Raw genomic sequence first — 18085 nt, 5'->3', positions numbered from 1 at the left:
ACCGTGGCCCGTGACGGGACGGGGCGGGTCACGTCCCGAGCTTGCCCTCGATGTCGGACACCATCTTCCGCCAGGCCTCGGCCGGCTGGGCCTCGCCCTTGATGATGCGCAGCTCGGCGGATCCCCAGAACTCGAACACGGCACCCATCTCCGGGGCGGCGGGCATCGGGACGCCCTCCTTGCCGATCTCGCCGAAGGCCTTGACGACCTCGTCCTGCGCCGCCTTGTCGAAGGAGGCCTTCAGGGCGGGAGCGCGCCTGCCCTCCTGGTACAGGGCGTCCTGCGCCTGCTCCGTGGAGAGGTAGTTGATCACGAACTCGTTGGCGGCCAGCTTGTTCTTGGACTCGGCGGAGACGAAGAACGCGTTGACGCCCACGAACGGCTGCGCGGGCTGGTCACCCATGGCCGGAATGGGGTCGACGGCGAACTCGACGCCCGCCTTCTGGGCGTCCTCGACGTTCCAGGGGCCGGTCAGGAAGTACGCGGCCTGGCCCTTGAAGAACTGCTCCTTGGCGATGTCGCCGGTCATGTTGGGGTTGAACATGCCGGTTCCCTCGGGGCCGTGCTCGGCCAGCTTGGCGGCGAAGGCCTCGCCCTCGGGGCCGCCCATGGCCAGGGAGCTGACGTCGTAGGAACCGTCGGCCTTCTGCGCGAAGACGGGGGCGCCCATCGAGGTCTGGAACGGGTACAGGTGGTAGGGGTCGCCCTGCACCGGGTCCAGGCCGACGACGAAGCCGTACTTCGCCCGGCCGCCGTCGACGACCTTCTTGCTCTCGGCGACGAGCTCGTCGAAGGTCTTCGGGGCGGTCTGGGCGAGCGTGGTGTTCCGCAGGAGCGCGATGTTCTCGACCGAGTAGGGAACGCCCCACGTCTTTCCCTGGTAGGTCACGGCCTGCACGGCGGCCTCGGAGAAGGCGCCGGACTTCTCGCCCATCTCGAGGGGCTCGATGACGCCGTTCTGCACGAGTGCGCCGATCCAGTCGTGGGCGCCGACGATCACGTCAGGGCCCTCGCCGGTGGGCGCCTGGGTGATGAAGTCGTCCCGCATGGAGGAGTTGTCCTTCACCACCAGATCGACGGTGATGCCCTTCTCCTCCTTGAACTTCTTGGCCACGGCCTCCAGGGGGCCCTGGCGGTTCTGGTCCACCCACATGGTGATGGTGGTGGCACCGCCCTGGGTCAGGTCCTGGGAGGAGGACGCCGCTCCGGCGGACGCAGAGCCCGCCGAGGAGGACGGTGCGGAGGAGGTGCCGCCCGAGCAGGCGCTCAGAGCCAGCGCGGAGACCGCTCCGGTGAGGGAGAGGGCGAAGGTGCGGCGGGACATGCCGCCGGGGATGTTCGCAGTCATGGCTGCCTTTCGGTGCTGGGCGACCTCGTGGGATCGCCGTACGGCAGAGCCGCGGGCGGTCGCGCAGTCGCGACCGGGGTCGAGGCCGTCCTGGGTCGGACTGGCCGGGCCCGGACGGGATGGATTCAGTGTAAGCGTTTCCAGTGTGGCGGTCCACACATGAGTTGACGTCGCCGCTCGTCCCCCACTTCTTCCGGGCGTCGCGGCCATGGGGGCGGGGCGGGGCCGATGGAAACGTTTCCACTCGGGCGGGGCCCGGGCCTAGGATGTGGACCAGTCCTCCCCGCCTGGCGGCGGCCCGGTTCGAGAGAAGCAGAGACCCCATGGCCGGCATCAAGGACGTCGCGCACATGGCCGGCGTCTCCACCGCGACGGCGTCACGCGCCCTCACCGGCTCCGGCGCGGTGGCGGCGGCGACTCGTGAGCGCGTGCAGGACGCCGCGCGGGTGCTGGGCTACGTGCCGCACGCCTCGGCCGCGTCCCTCGCCTCGGGGCGCACGGGCACGGTGGGCGTGGTGGTCCCGGATGTGAATCGGTGGTTCTTCGCCGCCGCCTTGGAGGGGATCGCCCACGAGCTCATGGAGGGCGGGCTGGACCTGACGCTCTTCAATGCCGGGGTCTCCCCGGGGCATCGCGGCACGATCTTCTCCGAGCTGGTCCACCGGGGGCGCCTCGACGCGCTCGTCACCGTGTCCTTCAAGCTCAGCGGCTTCGAGCTGGCGGGGCTGGCGCGACTGGGCCGGCCCGTCGTCGCACTCGGCGGCCTCGTGGACCCGGGCGTCGCGCTGCCCGACTGGTACACGGCCCTGCAGGTGGACGACGTGGCCGCGGCGACCCTCGCCGCCGAGCACCTGGTCGAGCTCGGGCACCGGGACGTCGCCTTCCTGGGCACCGTGCCCGAGGATGTGGAGTTCCGAGTGAGCACCGAGCGCACGCGCGGGTTCGAGCGCACCATGGCGCGGGCCGGGGTGCTCGTCCCGCCGGAACGGATGATCGAGGCCGACTTCACCCTCGGCGGAGCCTGCCACCGGGTGCGCACCCTGCTGGAGCGGCCCGGCCCGCGGCCGACCGCGATCCTCGCCATCTCGGACGAGATGGCGATGGGCGCCTGGATGGCCGCACTCTCGCTGGGGCTGCGCGTGCCCGAGGACCTGTCCGTGATGGGCGTCGACGGCCATCCGGACGCTGCCCGGCTCGGCCTGACCACCGTGGACCAGACCCCCCGCGAGCAGGGCCGTCGCGCGGCCCGGCTGGTGGCCGAGACCCTGCGCGGCACGCCCGAGCCCCGCCGCATCCTGCACCGGCTGCACCTGCGCCGTCGCGCCAGTACGGCCCCGCCGCCCTAGGCGGCCGGCCCCGACGGCGGTCCCGTCGTCGTCCCCCAGACCCCTTTCCACCCCGGATCGTCGGGCACGTGCCTGCCCGTGAAAGGACCCCCCATGGCCTCCGTGACGTTCAAGTCCGCCACTTGTCAGTACCCCAACGCCCCCCGCCCCTCCGTGGACCGGCTGGACCTGGAGATCGCCGACGGCGAGTTCCTCGTGCTCGTGGGTCCCTCGGGCTGCGGCAAGTCCACCTCGCTGCGCATGCTCGCCGGCCTCGAGCCCCTCACCGGGGGACGGGTGTTCCTGGGCGACCGTGACATCACGGACGTGGAGCCGAAGGACCGGGACATCGCGATGGTGTTCCAGAACTACGCCCTCTACCCGCACATGACCGTGGCGGACAACATGGGCTTCGCCCTGAAGATCGCGGGCGTCCCCGCGGACGAGCGCCGCCGACGTGTGGAGGAGGCGGCCAGGCTCCTCGACCTCGAGCAGTTCCTGGACCGCAAGCCCAAGGCCCTCTCCGGCGGCCAGCGGCAGCGCGTGGCCATGGGCCGCGCGATCGTCCGGAACCCGCAGGTGTTCCTCATGGACGAGCCGCTGTCCAACCTGGACGCCAAGCTGCGCGTGCAGACCCGCGCCCAGATCGCGCAGCTGACCCGCCGGCTGGGGACCACCACCGTCTACGTGACTCATGACCAGACCGAGGCCATGACCATGGGCGACCGGGTGGCCGTGCTCAAGGACGGCCTGCTCCAGCAGGTGGACACGCCGCGCAACCTCTACGAGCGCCCGCGCAACGTCTTCGTTGCCGGCTTCATCGGCTCCCCGGCCATGAACATCCTGCGCCTGCCTCTGGCCGAGGGCGGCGTCCGATTCGGCTCCGCGGTGCTCCCGGTGGAGCGCGAGGTGCTGGCCTCCGCCGGCCGCGAGGTGGACCTGGGCGTTCGCCCGGAGGACCTGGAGATCACCTCGGGCGACGGCCTCGAGGTGGAGGTGGACACCGTGGAGGAGCTCGGCGCCGACGCCTACGTCTACGGCCACACCGTCCTGGACGGGCAGGAGCGCATGATCACCCTCCGCACCGGCGGCTACACCGCTCCGGGCAAGGGCTCCGTTGTCCACGTGGTCCCGCGGCAGGAGCGCGTGCACCTGTTCCATGCCGAGGGCGGCGAGCGCCTCAACGGCTGATGCCGCCCTCCCGCGGCCAGGGCTGCTCGCGGAGGTCCTCCACCGACTCGTTGAACCGCCGCATCAGCGCGGCCAGGGCGGCCACGTCCTCCGCGGGCCACGCGGCCGTCACCCGGGCGGCGGCCGCGCGGCGGGCGGCGAGCTCGTCCTGCAGGGCGGCCCGGCCGGCGTCGGTGGGGCGGAAGCGGCGGGCCTGGCCGCCGTCGGGGTCCCGGATCCGCTCCACGAGGCCGGCCCGGCCGGCGGCGGTGAGCTGACGCTGCAGGGTGGAGACGTCCAGGCCGAAGGCCGCCGCGAGCTCGGCCATGGTCATGGGCCCCTGCGCGTCCAGGCGGGCCAGCAGGATCACCGCGCTGCGGTCCAGCGCGTCGGGACGCCGGTAGGCGCCCAACCCGTGCACCGCGTGGCGCAGCAGCAGCATGTGCTCGTGGACGAGGGCGTCCAGCCCCGGCGTGGAGCCCTCAGCCCCCTCGGCGGGTCGTGCAGGGGGTTCGGCGCGGTCGGGCAGATCGGGCATGGGGGGACTCCGGGGTCGACGTCGGGGCGGGGCCCCGGCCCGGTGGCACACCGGGGCGGCGAGAGGAGTCTAGACTGCCGTGTGCATCATGAACATTGCATGATGCACATCCGGCGGGCGGGCGTGTGGCCCGGCCCGCGCACGTCGTCGCAGAGGACTCCCATGCAGCACCCCGACACCGAGGGCGCCGTCGAGGCCGAGTCACGGGTGGTCACCCCCACCTTCGTCGTGGCCTGGCTGGTGAACTTCGCCCAGTACCTGACCTTCTACCTGCTCACCACCACCATGGCGCTCTACGCGGTGCGCCAGTTCGGGGCGGGGGAGTCCGCGGCGGGCTTCGCGGCCAGCTCCTTCGTGGTCGGGGCCACGGCGGCGCGCGTCGTCGCCGGCCACGTGGTGGACAGCCTGGGCCGGCGCCGCGTGCTGCTGGCCTCGCTCGTCGTGGTCACCCTGGCGTGCCTGGCCTACCTGCCCACCGCGTCCCTCGGTGCCCTCGTGGCGCTGCGGATGGTCCACGGCGCTGCCTACGCCCTGGCCAGCACGGCCGTCATGACGCTCGTGCAGTCCGTGATCCCCCCGTCCCGACGCGCGGAGGGCACGGGGTACTTCGCCCTGGGCACCACCCTGGCCACCGCCCTCGGCCCGGCGCTGGGCCTGCTCATCGTGGACGCCGCGGGCTACCCGGGGATGTTCTGGGCCACCGCGGCCGTCGCCGCCCTGGGCCTCGTGTTCGGCCTGGTCCTGCGGATCCCGGACACGCCCGCGGCCGCGCGGCCGCACCTGCTCCGCGACTTCCGTCTGGGCGGGATCCTGCACCCGGCCGTCCTGCCGATCGGGGTGTTCATGCTGCTGGTGGGCGTCGGCTACGCGGGCGTGATCACGTATCTCAACGGCTACGCGGAGGAGCGGGGGCTCACCGCCGGTGCGGGGCTGTTCTTCCTGGCCTACGCCGCCGTCATGCTCGTGATGCGCTTCGTGCTGGGGCGGCTGCAGGACCGGCGCGGGGACAACATCGTGGTGGGGATCGGCGTCGTGGCCTTCGCCGCGTCCCTCGTGGTGCTCGCGGTGGCCCGGCAGGACGCCGTGGTGGTGCTCGCCGGCGCGCTGGCCGGGCTGGGGTACGGCACCCTGATGCCGGCCGCCCAGGCGATCGCCGTGCGGCTGGTCCCGCCCACCCAGCTCGGCACCGGCATCTCCACGGTGTACCTGGGCGTGGACGTGGGCATCGGCCTGGGCCCGGTGGCGCTGGGCGGACTGCTGGCCGCGGCGGGCTACCTCTGGATGTACCTGGTGCTGGCCGCGGTGGTGGCGGTGGCGGGGGTGCAGTACGCGCTCGTGCACGGGCGCACCCCGGCCGCCCGCCCGGTCGCGGCGGGCTGATCCGTCGCTCCGCCCCTCCCCTCCGTCGTCGGTCGACTTTTCGGGGGTGTTGCGGCCGGACACCCCCGAGAAGTCAACCGAGGACGCTCGGGGAGGGGGCGGGTGGAGCAACCGGGGTTGACGGCACGCCCGCCGTCAACCATGGTTGACGCATGGCATCCCCCGGCATCCCCGATCCGACGACGACGGCGCACCCCGCCGCCGGCACGGACCTCGCCGCCACGGCCGCGGACGTGCAGGACCCCCAGCGGGGTCTGCGCGCCGTGGCCGCCCTGCGCCGTCTCACCGACGAGCTCGAGCTGAAGCAGGTCGAGGCCGCGCTCGCCGCGGGCCTCGGCTGGCCGGAGATCGCCGCCGCGCTCGGCGTGACCCGCCAGGCCGCGCACAAGAAGTTCAGCCGCCGCGTCAGCACCGAGCTGCGCCGCCCCCGACGGACGGAGACCCGATGACCCGCCTGACCGACACCCTCACCGCCCTGCCTGGCCGGCTCGCCGCCAAGCCCGCCGCCGCGCGTCGGACCCTGGCCACCGCCCAGGACCTCGCCGCCGCGGCGTGGCACGAGGCCGACGCCGCCGGCCGCGACGCCGTCACGCTCGACGACCTGCTCGTGGCCTTCGCCCTGGTCGGCGGGCCGGTAGGCCGGACGCTCGCCGCCCACGGCCTGACCGCGGAGGCGCTGCGGGCCGGTGTCCGCGAGCGGGACACCGCCGACCTGGCCGCCTTCGGCATCACCCCGCCGCCGTCGGCCGAGCCGGTCCGCGTGCCGGGCCGGCTGGATCCGCGGCGCTCCTTCCGCATGGACCCCGAGGCCGCCCGGTTCCTGGAGAAGGCCACCGGGTCCCCGGCGGCGCTCCTGATCGGTCTGGCGGACCACCCCTCGGGCCGCCCGGCCGCGGCCCTGCGCGCCGCGGGCGCCGACCTGCCCGGCCTGCGCGCGGCCCTGGCCGACCTCGGCGACGCCCAGGCCGAGGACAACGCCCCCGCCGCCCCGATCCCCGGCCTGCTCGACGGCCTCCGGGAGACCACGCGGCGGGGCCGGCGCTGGGTGCCGGTGTCCGCGGAGGCGGTGGGCGCCGTCGTCGGGGACGCGGAGGCGATGCGGCCCCTGCTGTTCCCCGACGCCGAGACCGCGGGGCAGGACGTGCGGGTCGCCCCGGGCCTGCTGGCGAGCAGCCTGAAGGGCCGGCCCTTCGAGCACCGCCTCGTCCGGGACGGGGAGGTCGACGGCGGCCGCGAGGTGGTCTGGCAGATGTTCTGGCCCGAGGGCGTGCGCCCCCGCGGCGAGGACGGCGACCCGCGCGGCGCCTACCTGCACGCCCGGATCGAGCCCGCCGAGGGCGGGTCCGTCCTCACCCTGACCCGGGGCGTGCGCGGCTTCGGGCGGCTCGGCGGGCTCGTCGCGCCGCTGATGGCGGTCTTCGGCGGCTCCGGCCACCGCGGCATGGTCCGCGGGATCCTGGAGCAGGCGCGCCGGGGCTGAGATGCCCGGCGATCCCCGTTCGCCTACGGTGCTCGCATGAGTGGAACACAGGGCACGCGGTCGTCGTTGGGATCCCGATCAGTCCCCGGGAGGGGGCCAGGGGCCGGGGTGCGGGCCGCCGGCGTGCTGGCGGGCGGAATGCTTGCATTGACCGGCTGCGGGGTCGGCGAGCGCCTGCTGTGGGGCGGGGACGGGTACGCCGTTAAGCAAGCCACGCGCTCGGTGATCGACGCCGCGGCCGCGGGCGAGGCCCCTGCGGTGTGCGACGGCGTCGACGTGGACCTCGGTGAGCCCGACGACTGGCGCGGGGCCGGCGCGGGGGAGCCCGAGCGGATCGACGGGCGGTGGCACATCAACGTGGAGGTGCGCGAGGGTGTGCCCCGAGGGGGGGGGGGGGGAGCCCATGCCGGGCGACCTCGTCTTCGGCGAGACCCCCGGCGGCCTCTGCCTCCAGGAGCACCTGCCGGCCACCCCGATCGAGGTCAGTCCGGGCTGACCCGGCGTCCCACCCCCCAGCCCTTCCCCGGTCGCGGAGACCGAGGAGATGAACCGCCTGCCCTAGGGTGGCCGCCATCTCAGACGCCGCCTCCGCCGCCCCCGGCCACGTCGCGGAGGTGCGGCGCGTCGTCGTCGACCCCCTCACCCGGGCCCAGCTCCGCCAGCTCACCGCGATCGGTCGGCGCATCATGGCCCAGATCGACCCCGCAGACCGCTGCCTGGGGGAGTGAGGCGCGCCCCACCGGCTCAGCCGAACCACGCCCGGCCCACGGTGACCTCCGTGCCTGAGGGCAGATCCGGCTCCTCGCCCCGCATGAGGCGCTCGGCCGCCGCGCCCAGGTCCTCGAACGACACGGGCGCCCGGCCAGACAGGCCGCTTCCCGTCCGCCCCGGCGTCCAGTGGAACGTCCACGTGTCCGGGCGGCGAGGATCGGGTCCCCTCGGCCGCCGAGGACCGCCCCGCAGGCTGACCGCGGGGCCGAGCAGGCGCAGCATCGTCGCGTCGATCGCCTGCAGCAGGTCCTCGGAGCCCTCGTCGCAGGCATCGCAGCCGCAGTCCGGGAGGGCGGCCCACACGTCCTCCGGGGCGGACAGGCTGATGCGGACCACGGGCAGCACCCCCTCCGGAACGGTCACGTCCGCCTCGAGCAACAGGATCGGCAGCGCGCCGGCGGCCCCGGTCGGCGGGTCCAGGCGCACGCCCCGGTCCACCGGACCGGTCCCGACGTCAGCACCGGTCCCGACGTCCGGGGCGACATCGACCGGCGTGACCCTCGCCCCCGCCGCCACGAGCGCATCCCGCCACAGGCGCGCCCGCAGCTGCACGACCCGATACCGCCCCGGATCGCTCACGCGCTCGTACTCCTCCGCCCGCGGCTCGCGGTGGGGATGGGGTGGCGCCCAGGCGGGCGCGTCGAGGCGGCTGTGCGCGAGGGCGACGGCGTCGCGCAGATCGGCGGGCGAGGTCATGGCCTGACCCTAGGAGCCTGCCCCCGTGGCGCGGCGTGTCGCCCCGGCCCGCCGCCCCGCCGCGTCCACGCCCGCAGCGGCGGCCACGCCCACCAGATACAGCAGCAGGTCGGACCACAGGAAGCCCGTGCCGAGCACCAGCCGCGCCGGCGGGAACGCCTGGCCCAGCGCGGCGGGCACGCCGGTGAGCTGGAACAGCTCGATCCCCGCGCAGATCCCGAACGCCGCCGCGGCCACCGTGCCGACCCGCGCCCGCGGCGTGCAGAACGCCACGAGCACGTAGATCAGCACGGCGTACAGCGCGTCGCCGGCCGGGCCGGTCCACCCGGCCGTCCCCTCGACGCCGCGCAGCCCCAGGCGCATCGTCAGCCCGGCGGCCACCGTGGTCACGGCCGCGACGGAGAGGCCCGAGCGGCGGCGGCCGGCCGACCTCGTGGGTGGCGTCGTCGGGACGGGGGAGGGCCCGGAGGCGGGGGAGCGCATGGCACCGAGACTGCCGCCTGGTCCGCGCGGCCGCATCCACCCCGGGGACCATCCCCGCGCCCCCTCCCTCCTCCCGGGGGAGGAGCGGGTCAGGGCGATGGGACACTGGTCCCATGGGCCTGATCGCGGTGGTGCTGCTGTGCACGCTGGTCGGCGGCGCCCTCCAGCGCGTGAGCGGCATGGGCGTGGGCATGATCGCCGCGCCCGCGTTCGCCCTGCTGCTCGGCCCGGCCGCGGGGGTGTCCCTGAGCAACGCCGCCGCGGTGGTGTCCGCGGTGCTGCTCACCCTGGTCCTCCGCCGCGACGTCGACTGGCACCGCTTCCTGCGTCTGGCCCCGCTGCTGGCGGCCGGCTCGCTCGCCGGGGCATGGGCCGTGCGGGTGCTCGACGTCGCCTGGCTCGAGGTGGTGCTGGGCGCCTCGATCCTCGTGGCGATCGCCGCCTCCCTCGGCCTCCAGCGTCGCCTGGCCGTGCGCGGGCCCGGCGCGGCACTCGCCTCCGGAGCCGTGGCCGGGTTCATGAACACCACCGCCGGGGTGGCCGGGCCGGCGCTCGCGGTCTACGCGGTGGCCTCGCGCTGGGACCAGCGGTCCTGGGCCGCCACGCTGCAGCCGATCTTCCTGCTGGCCAACGTCACCTCGCTGGCCACCAAGTCGCTGCTCGGCTCGGCGGGCCTGGATGCGGGCATGCCCGTCGGCGTGGGGGCGGCGGTGCTCGTGGGGGTCTCCTCAGGGATCCTGCTGGGCGGACGGGTGGCCCGGCGCGTGCCGGCCGCGCGGGCCCGCGGGCTGGCGCTGACCCTGGCGGGCGCCGGCGGCGCCGTCACGCTGGTGCGGGGCCTGCTGGCCCTCTGACGGCCCGGGTCAGCAGCCGCGCGGGGCGCGCCAGCCGTCGCCGAGGACCACGCCGCGCGCGGCGAGGAACGGCGCGGGGTCCCGCGGCTCGCCGGCCACGCGCAGCTCCAGGTGCAGATGGGGCGCCGTGGCGGTGCCCGTCTCGCCGACCTCCGCCAGCACGTCACCGGCCGAGACCCGCTGCCCCTCCTCGACGACGGCGCTGCCGGTGCGCGCGTGCGCGTAGAGCCACTGCCGCCCACCAGGCTCGTCCACGAGGATCACGTTGCCGCCGGCCTCCCCGCCGAGGTCCACGCCCGCGACCACGCCGTCCGAGACCGCGCGGAACGGGGTCCCCTCCGGCACGCGGCCCAGGTCGATCCCCCGGTGGTCCGTCAGACGGTCCTCGTCCGTGGCGCCGGGCGGCACGCTGCCCTCGCCGAAGGGGTTGGCGCGCGGGCCGAAGCAGGACGTCACCGGCCCCAGGAACGGCGCGGAGTAGCCGTGGGCGGACAGCGGCGGCACCGCGGTGGGCTCGGGCGCCCGGGAGCGGAGCAGGCCGCGCTCCCACCCGGCGGCCGAGGACTCGCCGCCGCCGTCGGGGGTCCGGCCCTCGGGGCGGGAGCCGGGGCCGGACGCGAGCACCAGGGAGACCACGAGCAGCAGGAAGGCCATGGCGGCCAGGGCGGAGAGCACGGCGGCCGCGGCGGAGGCGCCGCGGGGCGTCGAGCGGGTCATCCGCCCAGTGTGGCACCCCCGCCACATCGGGACGCGGCGCCGCCGTGGGAGGCCCGGCTCGCTACGGTCGTGCCCATGACCGTGCCCTCCGAGACTCCCGCGCCCGTCCGCATCCGGCCCGCCACCCTCGAGGACGTCCCCGCCGTCGCGCTTGTGGCCGCGCTGACCTTCCCGGACGCCTGCCCGCCCACCACGCCCCAGGAGGCCAAGGACGAGCACATCGCGCGGAACCTCAACGAGCAGGTCATCGCCGGCTGGATCACGGGCGCCCGCCACGTGGTGCACGTGGCGGTCCGTCCCGAGGGGCACGACGACGCCGGCGCCGTGCTCGGCTACGTCATGGTGGACCTGGCACCGGAGGAGGAGCCGGACGTGACGGCCGCCGTCGGTCCGGACGCCCGCGTGGGCTGCCTGTCCAAGCTGTACCTGCTGCCCGAGGCGCGGGGCACCGGTGCCGCGGCGGCCCTCCTGGCCGCGGGGCTGGACGCGATGCGGGAGCACAGGCTGACCCACGCGTGGCTCGGCACCTCCGTGGCCAACCATCGCGCCAACGCGTTCTACGAGAAGGTCGGCTTCCGCCGCGTGGGCGCGCGCCGGTTCATGGTGGCCGGCACTCCGGAGGAGGACAACGTCCGTCTCACCGCCCTCTGAGCCCCGCAGGGGGGACGCGATCGTGACGCACCTGTGACGAGGCGGGCGTGGCGGGGGCGGCCTGCCTCCGGTCATCATGGAGGGTCGGCCCCCGACGCGTCCCGGGCCGGCAGAAAGGTGATCCCGTGTCCCCCTCGCGCCGTCACGTGCTCTTCGGCGGATCCGCCCTGTCCCTGACCGCCCTGCTCGCCGCGTGCGCGCCGGGCCGGGAGGGGGCGCCGTCGTCGTCCGCTGCCCCGGACGGGAGCACCGCGGGCACGCCCGCGCCGGCCTCGTCCAGCCCGGCGGGCCCGCCCCCGGCCGGGCCGCCCACGCCCTGGGCGGACGTCACGCGCGTGCCACACCTGTTCTTCCATTCCCTCGTGGTGGACACGGACCGCGCGTTCCACGCGCATGGGAAGGCGGACGGCTACCTCGACTACATGGTCACCCTCGAGGAGTTCCAGCGGATCCTGCCGCAGCTGTGGACCAACGGCTACGTGCTGGTCTCCCCGCACGAGCTCTACGAGGTGGGCGCGGACGACGTCGTGCGTCCCCGTGAGCTGATGGTCCCGGAGGGGCGCACCCCCCTGATCCTGTCCCTCGACGACTGCTCGTACTACGAGTACATGGAGGGGGACGGGTTCGCCTCCCGCCTCGTGGTGGCCGACGACGGGCGCGTGCGCACCGAGTACACGGACGCGGCGGGGAACACGGAGATCGGCGCGCACGACATGGTCCCGGTGCTCGACGACTTCGTGGCCGCGCATCCGGACTTCACGCTCACCGGAGCCAAGGGCGTCCTCGGCCTGACCGGCTACAACGGCGTGCTCGGCTACCGGTCCTCCCCGTCCCAGTACGCGAACAGCCCCACGCTCCAGGAGGACATCGCCGCCGCCCGCCGGGTCAAGGAGGTCATGGCGGCGGACGGCTGGGAGTTCGCGTCCCACTCGTGGAGCCACCGCTCCCTGGGCGCCATGGACCTGGCGGAGCTCAAGGAGGACTGCGAGATGTGGATCGCGGACGTCCAGCCGGTCCTGGGGGAGACGGACATGCTGATCTACCCGTTCGGCGCGGACATCGCGGGCACGGAGACGTACTCCGGCCCCAAGTACGAGTACCTGCGCTCGATCGGCTTCCGCTCGTTCTTCCTCGTGGACGGCTCCGCCAAGGCCTGGGGCCAGCTCGAGCCCGGGTACTACCGGGGCTCCCGCATCAACGTGGACGGGATCAGCCTGGCCGCGGCCCTGGACGGCTCCCGCCCCGTCCTCGACGAGTTCATCGACTCCTCCTCCGTGGTGGACGACGCGCGGCCGGAGACGATCCACAGCCCGAGCTACGTCCCGCCGGGGAAGCGGCCCTCGCCCTCCGCATCGGCATCCCCGTCCGCCTGACGCTGACCCCGATTGGCACCGGCGAGCGGTGGGGGACACAATGGGCGGGCCCGGCGACGGACTGCCCGGCCCGCACCGGATCACCAGGAGGACGCCCATGACCGCCGAGACCGCCATCGAAGGCCGCTGGAAGGACTGCGCCGAGCCCTTCACCCAGCTGGTGCGCTCCGTCGCCGACTGGGAGGCCCCCACCCCGTGCGAGGGCTGGAACGCCCGTGACCTGCTGGACCACGTGATCACCTCTGAGCGGGACTTCGCCGCCCGTCAGGGTCGGGAGATCCCCGTGTTCGACGGCTCCCGCAACGAGCTGTGGACCCAGTGGGTCAAGCACGCCTCCGCCGTCAGCGCCCTGGCCGGGGACCGCACGTTCGTGATGCAGGCGCTGACCACCGCCACCGGGGAGATGACCGTGGGTGAGGCGCTGCTGCACTTCCACGGCTTCGACCTGCTGGTGCATCGCTGGGACCTGGCCCGCTCGCAGGGCCAGGACGTCCGGTTCACCGACGCCGAGCTGGACACGATCGAGCGCGCCCTGGACAGCTTCGGCGAGCAGGCCTACCAGCCCGGCATCCTCGCCGGTCCCCTGCAGGCGCCGGACGGTGCTGACCGCCAGGCGCGCGTGCTCGCGCGCCTGGGCCGCTCCGCCTGAGCGGTCAGCGCGCGCCGGAGACCTCCCGCCAGAACGCGTCCACCCGGTCCTCGATCTCGGCGACGATCTCCTGCAGCCGCTCCCAGTCGGCCTCGGCCGGGTCGCCGACCGGCCAGTCCCGCGCGTCCTGATGCGGGGAGACGGGGCAGTCGTCCCCACAGCCCATCGTGATGACGTAGTCCGCCGCGGCGAGCACCTCGGCCGTGAGCGGCTTGGGGAACGCGTCCGCGGGGTCCGCGCCCATGTCCGAGAGCACCGGGGCCACGTTCTCGTGGATGCGATCGGCGGGCTGGGAGCCGGCCGAGCTGATCCGCAGGGCGTCACCGGCCCGGGCGGCCAGCAGGGCGGCCGCCAGCTGAGAGCGTCCGGCGTTCTGGACGCACACGAACAGCACGTGGGGGGCGGGGCGGGGCTCGAGTCCCCGCGCGTCAGCCAGGGCCTCGAGCCGTTCGGCCGCGAACCGCACCGCGATGGACTCCCGGTGGGCCGGATCCGGGGCCATGGCGAGGAGCTCCTCGTGGGACTCCGCCACCACGCGCTCCACGGTGTCCTCGCCCAGCGTCGGCCCGAAGGTGCGCCGCAGCTCGGCGGTCCCGTGGGCCAGCATGCCCGCGTGCTCGCCGATCCGGGGGAGGGGCCCGGAGAGGGGCGGGGGCTCGGAGGTGCGGCCCTCGGCGTCAGGCCAGGGCGTGGGAGGGGGCACGTCGGTCGTCATCAGGGGACTTCCTCGAGGGCCGATGGGGATGTCTTTGGGCGCACTCCACGGTACGCCAGCGGTCCGGCCCCGCCCAGGTGAGGTGCACGACCTCGGAGGGGCGCGCCGTCCCGGGTCAGCGGCTCGGCGCGGCGGGAGACGCCAGGAAGGCGCGGGCGGCGTCGAGGGCCGAGGGGACCGCGGTGTAATGCGCCCAGCGGCCGCGCTGCTCCCGGGTCACCAGGCCCGCCTCGGTGAGCTTCTTGAGGTGGTGCGACAGGGTCGGCTGGCTGATCCCGAGCGGCTCCGTCAGGTGGCACGCGCACACGGTGCCCTCGGGGGAGGCGGCCACGTGGGCCAGCACCCGGACGCGCGTGGGGTCGCAGAGCGCCTTGAACACCGCGGCCAGGTCTGCGGCGGTCGCGGCCGGCAGCAGTGGGGGGCCCGCGGGGGCACAGCAGGGCCCGGCGGATCCGTCCCCGGGCGCGACGACGTCCACGTCCGTGACGGCGGCGGTGAGGGGGAGGGCGGTCATGGCGGACGAGTCTAGCCCGTTGAATTGACAGTGTTCAATACGAATGTCAGGATCATGCCGTCCCCACGCATCGACGAACGTCGATGTGGCACCCCATCGGCCGGAGAGGTCCGCGTGAGCCACGCACCCCAGTCCCCCGTCTCTGCTCCCACGGCCCCTCCGGCCGATGCGGGCGCGCCCGTCGCCGCCCGCCTCTCCACCCTCGACCGCTGGCTCCCGCTGTGGATCGGCCTGGCCATGGTGGCCGGCCTGGTCCTCGGGCGGCTGGTGCCGGGCCTCGGCGAGGGTCTCGCCGCCGTCGAGGTGGACGGCGTCTCCCTGCCTATCGCGCTCGGCCTGCTCGTGATGATGTACCCGGTCCTGGCCAAGGTGCGCTACGACCGCCTGGACACCGTCACCGGGGACCGCCGCCTGCTCGTGGCCTCGCTCGTGCTCAACTGGGTCCTCGGTCCGCTGCTGATGTTCGCGCTCGCCTGGATCTTCCTGGCGGACCTGCCCGAGTACCGCACCGGCCTGATCATCGTGGGCCTGGCCCGCTGCATCGCCATGGTGATCATCTGGAACGACCTCGCATGCGGGGACCGGGAGGCGGCCGCCGTCCTCGTGGCCCTCAACTCGATCTTCCAGGTCATCGCCTTCGCGGCCCTCGGCTGGTTCTACCTCTCCGTGCTGCCCGGCTGGCTGGGCCTGCCGCAGACCGGCCTGGACGTCTCGCCGTGGGACATCGCCCGCTCCGTGCTGATCTTCCTGGGCATCCCGCTGCTGGCCGGCTTCCTCACCCGCGTGATCGGCGAGCGCCGTTGGGGCCGCGCCGCCTACGAGGGCTCGTTCCTGCCGAGGATCGGCCCGTGGGCGCTCTACGGCCTGCTCTTCACGATCGTGGTGCTCTTCGCCCTCCAGGGCGAGCAGATCGCCGCCCGCCCGTGGGACGTGGCCCGGATCGCCCTGCCGCTGCTCGTGTACTTCGCAGTGATGTGGGGCATCAGCTACGCCGTCGGCCGCGGCCTCAGCATGGGCTACGAGCGCACCACCACGCTCGCCTTCACCGCCGCCGGCAACAACTTCGAGCTGGCCATCGCCGTGGCCATCGCGACGTTCGGGGTCACCTCCGGCCAGGCGCTGGCCGGCGTCGTCGGGCCGCTGATCGAGGTCCCCGTGTTGGTGGGCCTCGTGTACGTCAGCCTCTGGCTGCGCCGCCGCTTCCCCCACACCGCCGACACCCCCTCCGTCCACCACACCCGTCAGGAGACCGCCCGATGACCGCCGACCGCCCCTCCGTCCTGTTCGTCTGCGTCAAGAACGGCGGCAAGTCCCAGATGGCCGCCGCACTGATGCGCCAGGCCGCCGGCGGCGCCGTCGCCGTCCACTCCGCGGGCACGCGCCCCGGCTCCGCGATCAACGAGGGCTCCCGGGCCGCCGTCGAGGAGGTGGGGGCCACCGTCGAGGGCGAGCACCCCAAGCCGATCGACCCGGCTCTGCTGGACTCCGTGGACCGCGTGGTCCTCGTGGGCACCGAGGCGCAGCTCGAGCGGACCGGCGCCGCGCCCGTCGAGGTGTGGGTCACGGACGAGCCCTCCGAGCGCGGCATCGAGGGCGCCGAGCGCATGCGCCTGATCCGCGAGGACCTCGCCGGGCGCGTCCAGGTCCTCCTGGCCGAGCTCACCGGTGATGCCGGGCACGCCGACGGCGCCGCCACCGCGACCGCCGCTCCGTCCGACGACGCCGGGCGCCCCTCCGTCATGTTCGTCTGCGTCCACAACGCGGGACGCTCCCAGATGGCCGCCGCGTATGCCCGTCACCTCTCCGGGGGCGCCGTCGAGGTGCGCTCGGCCGGATCCGCCCCGGCGGACACCATCAACCCGGCGGTGCACGAGGCCATGCTCGAGGAGGGCATCGACCTGACCGGTGAGCGCCCGAAGATCCTCACTCCTGAGGCCGTCCATGCCTCCGACGCCGTGATCACGATGGGCTGCGGCGACGCCTGCCCCTTCTACCCGGGCAAGCGGTACGAGGACTGGAAGCTCGAGGACCCGGCCCGCCAGGGCGTGGACGCCGTGCGTCCGATCCGCGACGAGATCCGGGCCCGCGTGGCCGCGCTCCTCATGGACCTGGGGGTGGACGTCGTCGCGTGAGCGGGCGCCAGCCTGACCTCGGAGCCCGGGCCGGCTGCCCGCCGTCCCGGGCCGCCGGACGCCGTCACCCCACTCCCAGGAGGCCCCTCATGTCCGAGTCCGTCGGCTTCAGCGAGGCCGAGAAGGCCGCCATGGCCGAGCGCGCCGAGGAGCTGCGCGCCCAGCGTGGCGGCAAGAAGAAGGCGGAGGCCCTGCAGGACCTCCTCGACAAGATCGAGGCGATGCCGGAGCAGGACCGCGCGATCGCCGTCGCCCTCCACCAGATCGTCGGCGAGGTGGCCCCGGACCTCGAGCCGCGGACCTGGTACGGCATGCCCGCCTACGCCCGCGGCAAGGACGTGGTGGTGTTCCTGCAGGTGAGCAGCAAGTTCGGGGTCCGGTACACGACGCTCGGCTTCAACGAGTCCGCCGCCCTCGACGACGGCGACATGTGGCCCACCTCCTTCGCCGTCACCGCCCTGACGGACGACGTCCGCGCCCGGATCGCCGACCTCGTGCGACGCGCGGTCGGCTGAGCCCGGCTCAGCCCTCGGCGGGGGCGGCGTCGTCGGCCGGCTCCCGGCGGGCGGCCCGCCACCCGCGTAGCCCCCACACGGTCATGCCCAGGACCACGAGCCACGCCGTGCCCACGATCGCCCCGGTGAGCACGCTGGGCTGCGCGGCGAACGCGCCCACCGCCACCAGGGCGACCTGCCCCGGCAGCGAGCCGAGCGTGGACGCGGAGGCGAACGTGCCGAAGGGCACCCCGAGCGCCCCCGCGCCGTAGTTCACCGGCCAGTACGGCAGGCCGGGGGCCACGCGCAGGGTGAGGACCGCCAGGAACCCGGCGCCCTCCATCTGCTCCTCCACCCGGCCCCGGTGGCGGCCGAGCATGCGCAGGACGGTCTCCTTCCCCAGCAGCCGGGCCAGCCCGTAGGCGGCGGCGGAGCCGAGCATCGCGCCGGCCACCGAGTACAGGGAGCCCTCGACCGCGCCGAAGAGCACCCCGGCCGTGAGTGCCATGACGGTCACGGGGATCGGGGTCACGGCCACCACGGCGTAGAGGGCCGTGAACGCCGCCCCGCTCCAGAAGCCGAACGCCTCCAGGCGGCCGCGCAGCGTGTCCAGGTCCGGCAGGCGCACGTGGAACGCCACCCAGATCAGGGCGATCACCACGACGACGAGCGCCGCGTTGCGCACGAGCGTGCCCCATGCGGGGGTGCTGGGGTCGGCGGGGGAGCTCACCGGGTCAGCCTAGGGCGTGCGGGGGCCGCCCCGCGGCACCGGACCCGGACCGTTGTCCCCAGGTG

General features: G+C 74.7%; 21 protein-coding genes and 1 pseudogene. 14 read left to right on the top strand and 8 right to left on the bottom strand.

The genetic code is table 11. From position 1 onward, the window contains the following. Positions 1-28: 28 nt before the first annotated feature. The gene (locus tag MA879_RS00720) at positions 29-1348 is read right to left on the bottom strand and encodes a sugar ABC transporter substrate-binding protein (protein WP_248122386.1); all 1320 of its coding nucleotides are present in this window, start codon (positions 1346-1348) and stop codon (positions 29-31) included. Between the two features lie 323 nt (positions 1349-1671). On the opposite strand from MA879_RS00720, the gene MA879_RS00715 reads away from it, so the two are divergent. Both MA879_RS00715 and MA879_RS00710 read left to right on the top strand, forming a co-directional pair. Beyond that, positions 1672-2694 (top strand): LacI family DNA-binding transcriptional regulator, encoded by a 1023-nt coding sequence (locus MA879_RS00715; protein WP_248122384.1) that lies wholly within the window; start codon positions 1672-1674, stop codon positions 2692-2694. A gap of 93 nt (positions 2695-2787) precedes the next feature. Next, on the top strand, positions 2788-3864 hold the full coding sequence (locus tag MA879_RS00710; protein WP_248122382.1) for an ABC transporter ATP-binding protein: 1077 nt from the start codon (positions 2788-2790) through the stop codon (positions 3862-3864). Here MA879_RS00710 and MA879_RS00705 read toward each other — a convergent pair. Then, on the bottom strand, positions 3854-4381 hold the full coding sequence (locus MA879_RS00705) for a MarR family winged helix-turn-helix transcriptional regulator (protein WP_248122381.1): 528 nt from the start codon (positions 4379-4381) through the stop codon (positions 3854-3856). The genes MA879_RS00710 and MA879_RS00705 overlap by 11 nt on opposite strands. 162 nt (positions 4382-4543) lie before the next feature. On the opposite strand from MA879_RS00705, the gene MA879_RS00700 reads away from it, so the two are divergent. The 4 genes from MA879_RS00700 (at position 4544) to MA879_RS00685 (ending at position 7969) form a co-directional block, all read left to right on the top strand. Continuing rightward, positions 4544-5761, top strand: a complete 1218-nt coding sequence (locus MA879_RS00700) for an MFS transporter (protein ID WP_248122379.1) — start codon at positions 4544-4546, stop codon at positions 5759-5761. A 152-nt stretch (positions 5762-5913) separates the two neighbouring features. Next, a complete protein-coding gene (locus MA879_RS00695) occupies positions 5914-6210 on the top strand; it encodes a hypothetical protein (protein WP_248122377.1) in 297 nt (98 codons plus the stop codon). After that, on the top strand, positions 6207-7241 hold the full coding sequence (locus MA879_RS00690) for a Clp protease N-terminal domain-containing protein (RefSeq protein ID WP_248122375.1): 1035 nt from the start codon (positions 6207-6209) through the stop codon (positions 7239-7241). Before MA879_RS00695 ends, MA879_RS00690 begins: the two co-directional genes overlap by 4 nt. 563 nt (positions 7242-7804) lie before the next feature. Then, a complete protein-coding gene (locus MA879_RS00685) occupies positions 7805-7969 on the top strand; it encodes a hypothetical protein (RefSeq protein WP_248122373.1) in 165 nt (54 codons plus the stop codon). Between the two features lie 16 nt (positions 7970-7985). Here MA879_RS00685 and MA879_RS00680 read toward each other — a convergent pair whose 3' ends face one another. Together MA879_RS00680 and MA879_RS00675 are read right to left on the bottom strand one after the other, a co-directional pair. Next, positions 7986-8708 (bottom strand): DUF6226 family protein, encoded by a 723-nt coding sequence (locus MA879_RS00680; RefSeq protein WP_248122371.1) that lies wholly within the window; start codon positions 8706-8708, stop codon positions 7986-7988. Positions 8709-8717: 9 nt separating this feature from the next. After that, a complete protein-coding gene (locus MA879_RS00675; RefSeq protein ID WP_248122369.1) occupies positions 8718-9191 on the bottom strand; it encodes a ribosomal maturation YjgA family protein in 474 nt (157 codons plus the stop codon). Between the two features lie 113 nt (positions 9192-9304). Between MA879_RS00675 and MA879_RS00670 the strand changes: the two genes are divergently transcribed. After that, entirely contained in the window at positions 9305-10045 is a 741-nt protein-coding gene (locus tag MA879_RS00670; protein WP_248122367.1) for a sulfite exporter TauE/SafE family protein, read from the top strand. 9 nt (positions 10046-10054) lie between these two features. Here MA879_RS00670 and MA879_RS00665 read toward each other — a convergent pair whose 3' ends face one another. Then, the gene (locus MA879_RS00665; RefSeq protein WP_248122365.1) at positions 10055-10762 is read right to left on the bottom strand and encodes a M23 family metallopeptidase; all 708 of its coding nucleotides are present in this window, start codon (positions 10760-10762) and stop codon (positions 10055-10057) included. A gap of 75 nt (positions 10763-10837) precedes the next feature. Here MA879_RS00665 and MA879_RS00660 point away from each other — a divergent pair, with 75 nt between their 5' ends. The 3 genes from MA879_RS00660 to MA879_RS00650 all read left to right on the top strand — a co-directional run bounded on the left by MA879_RS00660 (position 10838) and on the right by MA879_RS00650 (position 13435). Continuing rightward, positions 10838-11413 carry a GNAT family N-acetyltransferase gene (locus tag MA879_RS00660; protein WP_248122363.1) on the top strand — a complete coding sequence of 192 codons (576 nt, stop codon included), beginning with the start codon at positions 10838-10840 and terminating at the stop codon, positions 11411-11413. Positions 11414-11538: 125 nt separating this feature from the next. Continuing rightward, the gene (locus MA879_RS00655) at positions 11539-12786 is read left to right on the top strand and encodes a polysaccharide deacetylase family protein (protein ID WP_248122361.1); all 1248 of its coding nucleotides are present in this window, start codon (positions 11539-11541) and stop codon (positions 12784-12786) included. A 97-nt stretch (positions 12787-12883) separates the two neighbouring features. Further along, a complete protein-coding gene (locus MA879_RS00650) occupies positions 12884-13435 on the top strand; it encodes a TIGR03086 family metal-binding protein (RefSeq protein ID WP_248122359.1) in 552 nt (183 codons plus the stop codon). Between the two features lie 4 nt (positions 13436-13439). Here the strand turns inward: MA879_RS00650 and MA879_RS00645 are convergent, their stop codons facing one another. Further along, on the bottom strand, positions 13440-14150 hold the full coding sequence (locus MA879_RS00645) for an arsenate-mycothiol transferase ArsC (RefSeq protein WP_248122358.1): 711 nt from the start codon (positions 14148-14150) through the stop codon (positions 13440-13442). 115 nt (positions 14151-14265) lie between these two features. Then, positions 14266-14664, bottom strand: a complete 399-nt coding sequence (locus MA879_RS00640) for an ArsR/SmtB family transcription factor (RefSeq protein WP_248122356.1) — start codon at positions 14662-14664, stop codon at positions 14266-14268. Positions 14665-14778: 114 nt separating this feature from the next. Between MA879_RS00640 and arsB the strand changes: the two genes are divergently transcribed. From arsB to MA879_RS00620, 4 genes and pseudogenes are all read left to right on the top strand, one after another. Then, positions 14779-15924 carry an ACR3 family arsenite efflux transporter gene (gene arsB / locus MA879_RS00635; protein WP_335342021.1) on the top strand — a complete coding sequence of 382 codons (1146 nt, stop codon included), beginning with the start codon at positions 14779-14781 and terminating at the stop codon, positions 15922-15924. After that, a pseudogene (locus tag MA879_RS12345) lies at positions 15921-16175 on the top strand (arsenate-mycothiol transferase ArsC); the annotation flags it as partial. The gene arsB and the pseudogene MA879_RS12345, both read left to right, overlap by 4 nt. A gap of 228 nt (positions 16176-16403) precedes the next feature. Further along, positions 16404-16796, top strand: a complete 393-nt coding sequence (locus MA879_RS00625) for an arsenate reductase ArsC (protein WP_248122647.1) — start codon at positions 16404-16406, stop codon at positions 16794-16796. Between the two features lie 89 nt (positions 16797-16885). Continuing rightward, positions 16886-17311: an iron chaperone gene (locus MA879_RS00620; protein ID WP_248122354.1), complete on the top strand. Its 426-nt coding sequence runs from the start codon at positions 16886-16888 to the stop codon at positions 17309-17311. Between the two features lie 7 nt (positions 17312-17318). Here MA879_RS00620 and MA879_RS00615 read toward each other — a convergent pair whose 3' ends face one another. Further along, positions 17319-18020, bottom strand: a complete 702-nt coding sequence (locus tag MA879_RS00615) for a TVP38/TMEM64 family protein (protein WP_248122352.1) — start codon at positions 18018-18020, stop codon at positions 17319-17321. Between the last annotated feature and the right edge of the window lie 65 nt (positions 18021-18085).

This window comes from Micrococcus lacusdianchii (assembly GCF_023155805.1).
Lineage (GTDB): Bacteria > Actinomycetota > Actinomycetes > Actinomycetales > Micrococcaceae > Micrococcus > Micrococcus lacusdianchii.
The sequence above is the reverse complement of the archived record's forward strand: the minus strand, read 5'-3'. Positions and strand labels throughout refer to the sequence as shown.

Excerpts from the sequence above, each read along its gene's own strand:
- MA879_RS00720 (WP_248122386.1), bottom strand. The coding sequence starts at position 1,348 with ATGACTGCGAACATCCCCGGCGGCATGTCCCGCCGCACCTTCGCCCTC.
- MA879_RS00715 (WP_248122384.1), top strand. The coding sequence starts at position 1,672 with ATGGCCGGCATCAAGGACGTCGCGCACATGGCCGGCGTCTCCACCGCG.
- MA879_RS00710 (WP_248122382.1), top strand. The coding sequence starts at position 2,788 with ATGGCCTCCGTGACGTTCAAGTCCGCCACTTGTCAGTACCCCAACGCC.
- MA879_RS00705 (WP_248122381.1), bottom strand. The coding sequence starts at position 4,381 with ATGCCCGATCTGCCCGACCGCGCCGAACCCCCTGCACGACCCGCCGAG.
- MA879_RS00700 (WP_248122379.1), top strand. The coding sequence starts at position 4,544 with ATGCAGCACCCCGACACCGAGGGCGCCGTCGAGGCCGAGTCACGGGTG.
- MA879_RS00695 (WP_248122377.1), top strand. The coding sequence starts at position 5,914 with ATGGCATCCCCCGGCATCCCCGATCCGACGACGACGGCGCACCCCGCC.
- MA879_RS00690 (WP_248122375.1), top strand. The coding sequence starts at position 6,207 with ATGACCCGCCTGACCGACACCCTCACCGCCCTGCCTGGCCGGCTCGCC.
- MA879_RS00680 (WP_248122371.1), bottom strand. The coding sequence starts at position 8,708 with ATGACCTCGCCCGCCGATCTGCGCGACGCCGTCGCCCTCGCGCACAGC.
- MA879_RS00675 (WP_248122369.1), bottom strand. The coding sequence starts at position 9,191 with ATGCGCTCCCCCGCCTCCGGGCCCTCCCCCGTCCCGACGACGCCACCC.
- MA879_RS00670 (WP_248122367.1), top strand. The coding sequence starts at position 9,305 with ATGGGCCTGATCGCGGTGGTGCTGCTGTGCACGCTGGTCGGCGGCGCC.
- MA879_RS00665 (WP_248122365.1), bottom strand. The coding sequence starts at position 10,762 with ATGACCCGCTCGACGCCCCGCGGCGCCTCCGCCGCGGCCGCCGTGCTC.
- MA879_RS00660 (WP_248122363.1), top strand. The coding sequence starts at position 10,838 with ATGACCGTGCCCTCCGAGACTCCCGCGCCCGTCCGCATCCGGCCCGCC.
- MA879_RS00650 (WP_248122359.1), top strand. The coding sequence starts at position 12,884 with ATGACCGCCGAGACCGCCATCGAAGGCCGCTGGAAGGACTGCGCCGAG.
- MA879_RS00645 (WP_248122358.1), bottom strand. The coding sequence starts at position 14,150 with ATGACGACCGACGTGCCCCCTCCCACGCCCTGGCCTGACGCCGAGGGC.
- MA879_RS00640 (WP_248122356.1), bottom strand. The coding sequence starts at position 14,664 with ATGACCGCCCTCCCCCTCACCGCCGCCGTCACGGACGTGGACGTCGTC.
- MA879_RS00625 (WP_248122647.1), top strand. The coding sequence starts at position 16,404 with ATGTTCGTCTGCGTCCACAACGCGGGACGCTCCCAGATGGCCGCCGCG.
- MA879_RS00620 (WP_248122354.1), top strand. The coding sequence starts at position 16,886 with ATGTCCGAGTCCGTCGGCTTCAGCGAGGCCGAGAAGGCCGCCATGGCC.